Source organism: Actinomadura viridis, from assembly GCF_015751755.1.
GTDB lineage: Bacteria > Actinomycetota > Actinomycetes > Streptosporangiales > Streptosporangiaceae > Spirillospora > Spirillospora viridis.
Map to the genome: position 1 here is coordinate 4,968,374 of NZ_JADOUA010000001.1, position 12,413 is coordinate 4,980,786.

A 12,413-nucleotide genomic window follows, 5' to 3' on the forward strand; every position below is an offset into this window, starting at 1 on the left:
GGTCGTCGGCGGCCTTGGCGGTGGCCTCACGGGAGCCGTTCCAGCAGTCGCGCGACCGACGGGGCGGTCAGCAGGGTGGCGATCTTCAGGTCGGCGCAGCCGGGCTCGCGCCGAATGCGGCGTACGAGCCGCATCGCCATCAGCGAGTGCCCGCCGAGGTCGAAGAAGTCGTCGTCCGGGGCGACCTCGTCCACGCCGAGTTCCTCGGCGAAGATCCGGCAGAGCGCGGCCTCACGGTCGCCGTGCCGGTCGCCGGGCCGGCCGGCGGGCCGATCCGCGGCGTCGGCCGGACCGTCCGCGCCGCCCGCCGCGTCCGGGACGGCGGCGGGACGGGCCGCGCCGCGCGGGGTGCGGCCGAGGGCCGGGGACGGCAGCGCGCCCACGGGGACGCGGGCGTCGGCCACGACCGCCCTGAGCAGTGCGAGCAGGCCCTCGGCCAGGGCCGCGACCGTGGCCTCGTCGAACAGGTCGGCCGAGTAGTCCACGATCAGCCGGAGCGACCCCGGCCCCTCGCGGAAGATGAAGTCCAGGTCGAACTTGGCCGCGCCCGGGCCGAACAGCGCCTCCCGCTGCTCCAGGCCGGGGAAGCGCACGTCGCCGACCCCCTGGTTCTCGTACCCGACCATCACCTGGAACAGCGGGTTGCGGCCGGGCGCGCGGGGCGGGCGCAGCGCCTCGACCACGGCCTCGAACGGCAGGTCCTGGTGGGCCAGCCCGGCCAGGACGGCCTCCCGAACGCGGCCCAGCAGCTCGGCGAACGTGGGGTCCCCGGACACGTCGGCGCGCAGCACCAGCGTGTTGACGAAGAAGCCGACCAGGTCCCCGGCGGCCTCGTCGGCGCGCCCGGCGACCGGGCTGCCCAGCGGGACGTCCTCGCCCGCACCCGTCCGGTGCAGGAGCGCGGCCACCGCGGCCTGGCAGACCATGAACATCGTGGCGCCGTGGCCGAGGGCCAGACCGCGCAGGCCGTCCACCAGGGCGGGCGGCAGGTCCATCGCGAGGGTCCCGCCGCGCTGGCCGGCGGTGCCGGGCCTGGGCCGGTCCAGCGGGAGGGGGATCTCCTCGGGGACGCCCGAGAGGGCCTGCGCCCAGTAGGCGAGCTGCCGGGCGTGCGTGCTGCCCGGGTCGAGCGGGTCGCCGAGCAGTTCGCGCTGCCAGAGCGTGTAGTCGGCGTACTGCACCGGCGGCGGCTCCCAGGCGGGCGCGGCGCCGCCGAGCCGGGCCGCGTACGCCTCCGCCACGTCCCGCGCGAACGGCCCGAACGACCACTCGTCGAACGCGATGTGGTGGAACACGGCCAGCAGCAGGTGCTCGCCCTCCCCGGACGGGAGGACCGCGACCCGCAGCGGGATCCGGGTGGCCAGGTCGAAGGGCCGGGCGATGACCTCCTCGGGGGCGCGGTCGGTGATCTCCAGCACCGGCCGTGCCTCCTCCGGCGGCAGGATCCGCTGGTACGGGGCGCCGTCGTGCTCGGCGAACACCGTGCGCAGGCTCTCGTGCCGCGCGACCACGTCCCCGATCGCGGCCTCCAGCGCGGCCAGGTCCAGCTCGCCGCGCAGGCGCACCGCCAGCGGGAGGTGGTAGGCGCCGCGCGGCCCGTCGTCCTCGCGGAGCAGCTGGTCGAGCATCCAGAGACGGCGCTGGGCGAACGACAGCGGCACCCGTCCGGGCCGTTCCCGGGGGGACAGCACCGGGCGCAGGTCCTCCTCCGCCTTCTGGTGGACGCGGGCGGCCAGCTCGGCGACCGTCGGCGCCTCGAACAGGTCGCGGATCGCCAGCTCGGCCCGCAGCACCGCCCGCGCCCGGCCGACCAGGCGGGTGGCCAGCAGCGAGTGCCCGCCCAGGTCGAAGAAGCCGTCGTCGATGCCCACCTCGGGCACCTCCAGGACCTCGGCGAACAGCGTGCACAGCAGCCGTTCGACCGGCGTGCGCGGCGCCCGCCCGGTGGTGCGCGGCCCGCCGCCGGAACGGCCGGGGTCGGGCAGGGCGCGCCGGTCGAGCTTGCCGTTGACGGTCAGGGGCAGCGCGTCCAGGGTGACGATCGCGCTCGGCACCATGTAGGCGGGCAGCTTCTCCTTGAGGGCGTCCCGGACGCGGGCGGCCAGCGCGCCGTGGTCCCGGGCGGCCAGCGGATCGCTCGCGTACGAGGCGGGCCCGCGGCCGGGAGCCGCGGCCGGGTGGGCGGCGCCGCCCCCGAAGACCGCGTCGTAGCGGCCGATCTCGTCGGAGGGCGTGGTCACCACGCCGGGGTCGAGGGCGTAGAGGACCTCGGGTTCCACTCCCTCGGCCGGGGCCCGCAGCAGCCGCCGCGCCTCGTCCGGGGACGCCCCGCCGGACAGCGCGCGCAGGGCCGCGACCTCGCCGGACAGCCGCGGGTCGGGGATCCCCCGGACGCGGAGCGGGAACCCGGGTGGCCCTGAGGGCAGGTCTCCCGGTCCGGTGTAGTCCACGACCTTGGTCTCGGGGACGGGCGGGAGGTCCGGCCCGGCCTTCCAGAGCGTGACGTCGTAGCGGTGGCGGGTCAGCTCGTTGTGGTGGACGCCGCGCTTGGTGCGGACCTCCACCCGGGCCGCCTCGCCGAGCGACACGAAGAACGCGGGGTCGAGCAGGAGTTCCTTCTCCATCCGCACGGCCCGGTCCACGGCGCGTACCAGCCCGGCCGGGTCGTCGCCGGCCTCGCCGTCCCGGCCGAGCCGGATCGCGGTGTGGAAGGCCCGGGCCGAGCGCAGGTCGCGTACGTCGCCGACGAACAGCGCGCCGCCGGGGGCCAGCAGCTCCATCGCCTTGGCGATGACCTCGGCGAGGTAGCCGGCGCCGGGGAAGTACTGGACGACCGAGTTGATGACGATGGTGTCGAAGTGCTCGCGCGGCAGCCCGCCGGTGTCGTGCGCGGGGCGGTGGCCGAGCCGTACCGGGGACTCCGGTCCGAGGTCGGCGCGCAGCTTGGCGATGACGGGCCCTGAGAAGTCGGTGCCCCAGTACTCCTCGCACTCGGGGGCGAGCCGGGTCAGCAGCAGGCCCGCGCCGACACCGATCTCCAGCGCCCGGCGGGGCCGCAGCGCCCGGATCCGCTCGACGGTGGTGTCGCGCCACTCCCGCATGTGCTCCAGCGGGATCGGCGCGCCGTCGTAGCTGCTGTCCCAGCCGGCGAACTCCTCGGCGTGCACGACGGTGCCGACCTCGGTGTACTCGGCGTCGTAGATCTGCCGCCACTCGGCGATCCGCTCGTCGGCGGCGCCCTCGCGCCGGCCGTCGGGCACGACGTACCCGACCAGCCGCCTGACCCCCGGCAGGTCGGTGTCGGCCGCCACGACCGCGGCCTGCCCGACGCCCGGCTCGGCGGCCAGCGCGGTCTCGACCTCCTCCAGCTCGACCCGGTAGCCGCGGATCTTGACCTGGTCGTCGGTCCGGCCGAGGAAGTCGATGTTGCCGTCCGCGCGGACCCGCACCAGGTCGCCGGTGCGGTACATGCGCCCGCCGCCCGACGCGTCGAACGGGTCGGCGACGAACCGCTCCGCCGTCAGGTCCGGGCGGCCGAGGTAGCCGCGGGCCAGCCCGGCGCCCGCGATGTACAGCTCGCCGGGGGCGCCCTGCGGGACGGGTCGCAGCCACCGGTCCAGCACGTGGCCGCGGGTGTTCCAGATCGGCCTGCCCACGGTGGGGGTGGCGCTGTCCTCGGTGCCGCCGCCGAGCGTGTTGATGGTGTACTCGGTGGGCCCGTACAGGTTGTAGCCGAGCACGCCGTCGGCCTCGGCCAGCCGTTCCCAGACCGAGGCGGGGACGGCCTCGCCGCCGAGCAGCACCAGCGGCGGCCGGTGGCCCTCGCCGAGCAGCCCCTCGTCCAGGAGCTGCTGGGCGTAGGTGGGGGTCACGTTGATGACGTCGATCCGGTGCTCGCGCAGGTACGCGGTCAGCGCCTCGGCGTCGCGCCGCAGGTCCTCGTCGCAGACGTGCACCTCGTGGCCCTCGATGAGCCACAGCAGCTCCTCCCACGACATGTCGAAGGAGAACGACACCGTGTGCGCGATCCGCAGCCCGCGCCCGGCGGAGGCGACCACCGGGTCGAAGATGTTGGCGCGGTGGTTGAACTGCATGTTCGTCAGGCCGCGGTAGGGCGTCACCACGCCCTTGGGGCGGCCGGTCGAGCCCGAGGTGTAGATGACGTACGCCGGGTGGTCCAGGCGGCCGGGAGTGCCGGGCGCGAAGCCGGGCAGCTCGGCGGCGGTGAGGCCGGTGCCGGGCAGGTCCGCCAGCGCCGCCCGCACGGCGGGGTCGTCGAGTTCGATGACGGGCCCGGCGAAGGGGAGCCCGGCGGCGATCGGGCCGTGCGTGACCAGGCAGGCGGGGGCCGCGTCGGTGAGCATGTAGCCGAGCCGGTCGGCGGGGTAGTCCAGTTCCAGCGGGAGGTAGGCGGCGCCCGCGCGCAGCACGGCGAACAGCGCGACCACCATCTCCGCGGACCGGGGCAGGGCGAGCGCCACGACCCGTTCCGGGCCCGCGCCGTGCGCGCGCAGGAGCCGCGCGAGCCGGTTGACCTCGGCGTCCAGCTCGGCGTAGGTGAGGCGGACATCGGGCAGGGAGACCAGGGCGGTGCGGTCCGGGGTCCGCCCGGCCTGCTCGGCCAGCAGCTCGGCGACGGTCAGCTCCGGGACGGGCTTCACCGCCTCCGCCCGGTCGCGCCGCAGCCGTTCGTGCTCCTCGGGGACGAGGACGTCGAGCCGGTGGCAGGGGGCGCCGGGGTCCTCGGCGATCTGCCGGAGCACCCGCACGTAGCGGTCGGTGATCCGGTCGGCCTCGGCCGCGCCGAACGCGTCGCCCCGGTACATGACGCGCAGCGCGGAGCCCGGCTCCACCACCATCGTGATCGGGTAGTGGGTGGCGTCGCGGACCTGGCGGTCCACCACCCGCAGCGCGCCGTCCGGGCCGAAGCCGCGGCCGGTCGGCATGCCGGGGAAGTTCTGGAAGACGAAGAGGCTGTCGAAGAGCGTGCCCAGCCCGGTGGCCCGCTGGACGTCGGCGAGCGCCACGTGGTCGTGGTCGAACAGCTCCGTGCGGGCGGCCTGGACGCGTTCGAGCACCGTCTCCAGCGCGTCGCCGGCCTGTGCCCGGACCCGTACGGGGATGGTGTTGAACAGCAGGCCGACCATGGACTCCACGCCGTCCACGTCGGGGTGGCGGCCCGACACCGAGGCGCCGAAGACCACGTCGTCGCGGCCGGTGAGGCCCATCAGCACCAGGCCCCACGCGGTCTCGAACAGCGTGCCGGGCGTGACGCCGCGCTCGCGGGCCACCGCGTCGAGCCGTCCGGCGAGCCCGGCGGGCAGGTCGCGGTGGATCTCCCCCGCGGCGGCCGGGTCGGCGGGCCGGTCCAGCAGTCCCGGCCGCAGCAGCGCGGGCTCGTCGAACCCGTCCAGCTCGCGGCGCCAGGCGCCGGCGGACTCCCGCCGGTCGCGGCCGTTCACCCAGTCCAGGTAGGCGCGGAACGGCGGCGCCGGGCGGGCGGCCTCGGCGGCGGCGTCGGTGTAGAACTCCAGCAGCGAGGTGACCAGCAGGCCACCGGACCAGCCGTCCAGCAGGATCAGCTCGGAGGTCAGCACCAGCCGGTGGTCGTGCTCGCCCAGCCGCGCCAGCCCGAACCGGATCAGCGGCGGCTCGGCGGGGTCGAACGGCCTGGCGCGCTGCGCGTCGACGAACGCCTCCAGCCCGTCCTCGCCGTCGACTTCGGCGAACGTCCACGGCACCGGGACGTCGCGGGGCACGAACTGCACGGTCCGCGCGCCGTCGGCGCGGAAACCGGCCCGCAGGTTGGGGTACTTCTCCAGGACGCCGCGCGCGGCGGCGGCCATCCGGGCGGGATCGACCGGCCCGGACAGGCGGACCACGGCCTGCTGGACGTAGATGTCGCGTCCCTCGCCGGCCATCAGCAGGTGGAAGAGCAGGCCCTCCTGGAGCGGGGAGAGCGGCAGTTCGGACGGCGCCTCCCCTCGGCCGGCGCCCCCGTTCCCCTTCGCCTTCACGTTCGCTTCGGCGTGCGCGTCCGCGTCCGGGGCGGCTCCGGTGGTGGTCGCGGCGGCGGCCAGCGCCGCCACCGTGCGCAGGCGGAACACGTCGCGGAAGGTGAAGGCCAGCCCGGCGCGCCGGGCGCGGGCCACCAGCAGCGCGGCGCTGACGCTGTCACCGCCGGTGCGGAAGAAGTCGTCGTCGGCGCCGACGTCGGCGCGGTCCAGAAGGCGGCCGACGAGCCCGGCCAGCACGAGCTCGTTCGGGGTCCGCGGCGCGCGGCCCGCGGACCGGCCCGGCTCGGGAAGCGCCCGCCGGTCCACCTTGCCGTTCGGGTTGAGCGGCAGCGCGTCCAGCGCGACCAGCTCCGAGGGGACGAGGTAGTCGGGGAGCAGCTCGGCCAGCCGGCCGCGCAGCGCCTCCAGCGCCCCGTCCACCCCCGATCCGCCACTGCCGCCGACGGCGCCGCCAGCGACGCCCGCGCCGACGCCGTCACCGGCACCATCGCCGGCGCGGAGGTCGCCGGTCACGTAGCCGACCAGCCGCGTCCCGGAGTGCACCGTCACGGCGGCCTGCCGGACGCCGGGCAGGGACGCCAGCACCGCCTCGATCTCGCCCGGCTCGATCCGGAAGCCGCGGATCTTGATCTGGTCGTCGGCCCGGCCGAGGAACTCCAGCCCGCCGTCCCGGCGCCGCCGGACCCGGTCGCCGGTGCGGTAGAGGCGCGAGCCGGGCGGCCCGAACGGGTTCGCCACGAACCGCTCGGCGGTACGGGCGGGGTCGCCGAGGTAGCCGCGGGCGAGCCCGTCCCCCGCCAGGTAGAGCTCACCGACCGCGACCTCGCGGAGCGCGGAGTCCAGGACGTGGGCCGTGGTGCCGGTGATGGGGGTCAGCCCGCCGCCGCCGGGGCCGGTCTCGGCGACCAGGCTGTCACCGGCGGCCTCCGAGCAGCCGTACAGGTTGACCAGGCGGCCGGGCGTACGCTCGGCCAGCGCCGCGGGCAGCGCCTCGCCGCTGCTGATCCAGGTGGTCACCGTGGACGGCGGCCCCGCCTCCAGCAGCGCCGCCAGCAGGCCGGGCACCAGCGTGACCGTGGCGGCCCGGTGCCGGTCGAGGAACGCGGCGAGGGCGATCGGGTCGGTGGCGGTCGCGTCGTCGGCGATCACGACGGTGTCGCCGGCGACCAGGCCGCCGAGCAGCTCGGTGGTGCCGTCGATGAACGCGGGCGAGCTCTTGGCGGCGCGCACGCCCCGATCGGTCAGGCCGATGCCCCAGGCGAGGCGGCCGGCCAGGGCCCGCTGGGTGCCGACGACGGCCTTGGGCGTCCCTGTCGAGCCCGAGGTGAAGATGACGTACGCCGGGTGGCCCGGCTCGACCCTCGGTACCTGCCTGGACGCGCCCGCGCGGGGCGGTTCGTCCCTGCCGAGGACCAGCAGCGGAGCGGCGGTGCGGAGCATGAAGTCGACCCGGGCGGGCGGGTGGGTGACGTCGATCGGCAGGTACGCGGCGCCCGTCTTCAGCACGGCCAGCAGCGCGACCGCGAACTCGGCGGAGCGCGGCAGGGCGATCGCGACGACCTCCTCGGGCCCCGCCCCGGCCGCGGCGAGCCGGGCGGCGAGGTCCTCGGCGCGCCGGTCCAGCTCGGCATAGGTCAGCGTGGTGTCGCCGAAGACGACCGCGGCGGCGTCCGGCGTGCGCGCGGCCTGCGCCTCGAACAGCTCCGCGGCCGTCCCGCGCGGGAGGTCCCGGCCGCCCGCGCCCGGGGCCTGGACGGCCGGTGCCGCGACCAGGGCGGGCAGGGTGGACAGCCGGCGGCCGGGTTCGGCGGTGACGGCCGCCAGCAGCTCCCCGAGCCGGGCCAGGAGGTCCTCGACGGTCTCGGGGTCGAACAGGTCGGCCGCGTAGGCGGCGAAGCCCTCGACCTCGTCCTCGCCCTCGGCGAAGTACAGGTCCAGGTCGAACTTGACGCCGCCGGTCTCGGGCAGGAACGGCTCGGCCCGCACGCCGGGCAGCGCGAGCCGCACGTCGTCCAGCCGCTGGTGGACGATCATCACCTGGAAGAGCGGGCTGCGGGCCAGCGACCGTTCCGGCGCCAGCCGCTCCACGACCCGCTCGAACGGCACGTCCGCGTGCGCGAAGGCGTCCAGGTCGGCACGGCGCACGCGGTCCAGCAGCTCGGCGAACGTGGGGTCGCCCGACAGGTCGGTGCGCAGCACCAGCAGGTTGACGAACACGCCGACCAGGTCGGCCAGGTCCTCGTCGGAACGGGCCGCGATCGGCGAGCCGAGCGCGAGGTCGTCGCCCGCGCCCGACCGCTGGAGCAGCGCGGCGACGGCCGCGTGCAGCACCATGAAGACGCTGGTGCCGGTGCGCCGCGCCAGCTCGCGCACCCCGTCCATCGGGAGCCGGAACGGCACCAGCCCGCCCCGGTGGCTCGCCTCGGCGGGACGGGGCCGGTCGAAGGGGAGCACCGTCTCCTCGGGAAGCCCGGCCAGCGCCTCCTCCCAGTAGCGGAGCCCCCCGTCCGGCTCCGGGACCTGCCGCTGCCAGGCCGCGTAATCGGCGTACTGCACCGGCGGCGGCGGCCAGTCCGGCGCGACGCCCGCCGCCCGTGCCCGGTACGCCCGGGACAGGTCGGCCAGCAGCGGGGTGAACGACCACTCGTCGGCGGCGGCGTGATGCATGAGCAGGACCAGCGACCAGTCCTCGTCGCCGGTGCGCAGCAGCGTCGCGCGAATCGGCAGGTCGGCGCCCACGTCGAAGAGGTGGGAGGCGGCCCGCGCCCGCGCCTCGGCCACCCCCTCCGAGGGCAGGCTTCGCACGTCCACGACCTCGAAGTACGGGGCGGGGGCGGGGTCGAGGATCCGCTGGACGGGCAGCCCGTCGTCACCTTCGACCAGGAGGGTCCGCAGCGCCTCGTGCCGGGCGACGACGTCGCCGAACGCGGCGCGCAGCGCCCCGGCGTCCACCGGCCCGCGCAGGCGCAGGCCGAGCGGCAGCGCGTAGGCGGGCGAGGGGCCGCGCAGCCGCTCCTCCAGCCACAGCCCGCGCTGGGCCGCCGACGCGGGCGGGACGTCGGGACGGGCGACGTCCCGGACCCGGGTGCCGGACGCGCCGACGAGGCGGGGCGCCAGCGCGGCGACGGTGGGCGCCTCGAAGACGTCGGCGATGCTGAGGTCGGCGCGCATCACGGCGCGGACCCGCGCGGCCAGCCGGGTGGCCAGGAGGGAGTGGCCGCCGAGCGCGAAGAAGTCGTCGTCGATGCCGACGCGGTCCAGGCCGAGGGTCTCGGCGAACACCGCGCACAGGGCCGCCTCGCGGTCGTCGCGCGGGCCGCGTCCGGAGGCTCCGGCCGTGGCCGCCGGCGCGGGCAGCGCGGCGCGGTCGAGCTTGCCGTTGACCGTACGGGGCAGTGCGTCCAGGGCGACCAGGGCGCCCGGCACCATGTACTCGGGCAGCGTCCCGGCGAGGGCGTCCCGCAGGTCGCTCTCCCGCGGCGCCTCGCCGTCCGGTACGTAGTAGCCGACCAGGCGGGGGTCGCCGGGACGGTCCTCGCGGACCACGACCGCGGCCTGGGCGACGCCGGGCAGGGCGGCCAGGACGGCCTGCGCCTCGGCCGGCTCGATCCGGAACCCGCGGATCTTCACCTGGTCGTCGGTGCGGCCCAGGTACTCCAGCGTGCCGTCGCGGTTCCAGCGGGCCAGGTCGCCGGTGCGGTACATGCGGGTGCCGGGCGGGCCGAAGGGGTCGGCGACGAACCGCTCGGCGGTCAGATCGGGCCGGCCGGCGTACCCGCGGGCCAGCTGCGCGCCCGCCAGGTACAGCTCGCCGGGCACGCCGACCGGGACGGGCCGCAGCGACGCGTCCAGCACGTGCGCGCGGGTGTTCCAGAACGGGCGGCCGATGCCCGCGGAGGGCAGGTCGGCGGAGGTGGCCCAGATCGTGGCCTCGGTCGGCCCGTACATGTTGACCGCCCGCGCCGCCACCCGCGCCAGCGTCCCGGCGAGCGCGGGCGGGAGCGCCTCGCCGCCGGCCAGGACGCGCAGCCCGCGGAGCGCCTCGGGGTCCAGCGAGCCGAGCAGCGACGGCGTGCCCTGGACGATCGTGGCACCGGCCAGCAGCCCGGCCAGCGCGGCGGGATCGCGTACGGCGTCGCGCCCGGCGAGCACGACGGCGGCCCCGCTGATGAGCGGCACGAACAGTTCGAGCGCCGCGATGTCGAAGGCGATGGTGGTCACCGCGACCAGCCGGTCGGTGGCGTCCAGCGCCAGGTCCCGCCGCGTCGCCAGCAGGAAGTTGGTCAGCGCGCCGTGGGGGACGGCCACGCCCTTGGGCCTGCCGGTGGAGCCCGAGGTGTAGATGACGTAGGCGAGGTCGTCCAGGGACGGAACGGGCCAGGGCTCACCGGCCGCGGCCGACGCGGTGGACGCGGCGGACGGGCCGTCCAGCAGGAGGACGTCGCCGCCGCCGGGAAGGCCACCGGCGGTGGCAGTGGTGGCGAGGACGCACAGCGGGGCCGCGTCGTCGAGCATGTAGGCGAGCCGGCCGGCGGGGTGGTCGAGATCGAGGGGCAGGTAGGCCGCCCCCGACTTCAGCACCGCGAGCAGCGCCACCACCAGGTCGGGCGTCCGCGGCAGCGCGAGCGCGACGAGCTCGCCCGGTCCGGCGCCGCGTGCGCGCAGCGTCCCGGCCAGGGCGTCCGACCTGCGCGCCAGCTCGGCGTAGGTGAGGGGACCGCCGTCGCCCTCGACCGCCACCGCGTCCGGTGTGCGCGCGGCCTGCTCCTCGAACAGCTCGACGACGGTCGTCGCGGGGAGGGGCCGTCCGGTGGCGTTGGCCTCGGCCTGGACGGCAAGGTCGTCGCCGGTCAGCAGGTCCAGCGCGCCGATCGGCAGGTCGGGACCGGCCACGGCGGCGCCGAGCAGCGTCTCCAGGTGGCCCAGCAGCGCGTCCACGCGCTCGTCGTCGAACAGCTCGCGCCGGAACGTCGCCTCGACCGTCATGCCGTGCGGCCGGACGAACGCCTCCAGTGACAGGTCGAAGTGCGTGGTGCCGTTGTGGACGTGGGTCCAGCTCGTGGTGAGGCCGGGCAGGTCCAGCTCGCCGATCTCCTGGACCAGGAACAGCAGCATGGTGTCGAAGAACGGCGAGCGTCCCTGCGTCCGGGCGGGGCGCAGCTCCCGCACGATCGCGTCGTACGGGAGCGCCTGGTGGGCGAAGCCCTCCGCGCAGGTGCGGCCGACCCGGCGCAGGGCCTCGCGGAACGTCGGGGCGCCCGACAGGTCGGTGCGCAGCGCGAGCGTGTTGCCGAAGTTGCCGACGAGCCGCTGCACCTCGGCGTGCTCGCGATTCATGACCGAGGAGCCGATCGACACGTCGGTGGCGCCGGTGTAGCGGTGTAGCAGGACCGCGTACGCCGCCATCATCACCATGAAGGGGGTGAGGTTCTCCTCCGCGGCCAGCCGCCGCATGCCGTCCGTCACGGCGTCGTCGAACCGCCGGGCCCGGCGCCCGCCCCGTTCGGACACGGTGGCGCCGCGCGGGCGGTCGGCGGGCAGGTCCAGCGGCGCGGGCGGCGGGTCGAGCCGGGCCCGCCAGTAGGCGAGGTCGTCCTCCTGGACGGGCCGGTCCTGTTCCCAGGCCGCGAAGTCGGCGTACTGGACGGTGAGGTCGGGCAGGCCGGCGGGCTCGCCGGTGAGCGCGGCGCGGTAGAGCGCCGAGAGGTCGCCCGACAGCGAGCCCCAGGTCATGCCGTCCCAGGCGATGTGGTGGACGACCAGGACGAGCGCGTGCTCGCGCTCGCCGAGCCGCAGCAGTTCGAGCCGGATCGGCCGTTCCGAGCGCAGGTCGAAGGGCAGCGCCGCGAGTTCCGCCGCGCGCGCCTCCGCCCGGCTCTCCGGGTCGCCGTGCCCGTCGCCGGCGAGCGCCGGAACGTCGATCACCGGCAGGTCGAGGGAGTCGTCGCCGGTGACGATCTGCACCGCGCCGCCGCGCGGACCCTCGTCGCCCTGCGGGCCGTCGTCGCCGGCGTAGACCGTGCGCAGCACCGCGTGGCGCCGGATCAGGCCGCGCAGCGCCTCGCGCAGCGCGCCGGTGTCGAGCCGTCCCGACATGCGCACCAGCAGGCACACGTTGTAGGCCGGGCTGTCCGGGAAGGTCCGATGATGCAGCCACATGCTCTGCTGCGCGTACGACAGCGGCGCCGGGCCGTCCGATCCGCGAGGTCCGATCCGGGAGGTGTCGGGGCCGAGTCCCGCCTCGGCCATCATCCGCCGCATCAGCTCGCGCCGCAGCGCCGCCGTCTGTTCCCGCACGCTCAGCTCTTTCCTCGTCGGCCACCGGCAGTTAGTTAGGTTAGCCTTGCCTATGAAAATCGCACAAGGTTAGCCTTACCTAAGTTTGATCGTTTGTCT

1 protein-coding gene is annotated in these 12,413 nt (G+C 76.2%); it reads right to left on the bottom strand.

Features of this window, described 5'->3' with window-relative positions:
• Positions 1–26: 26 nt before the first annotated feature.
• Positions 27–12,314: a non-ribosomal peptide synthetase gene (locus IW256_RS22975; RefSeq protein ID WP_197012942.1), complete on the bottom strand. Its 12,288-nt coding sequence runs from the start codon at positions 12,312–12,314 to the stop codon at positions 27–29.
• Positions 12,315–12,413: the final 99 nt, after the last annotated feature.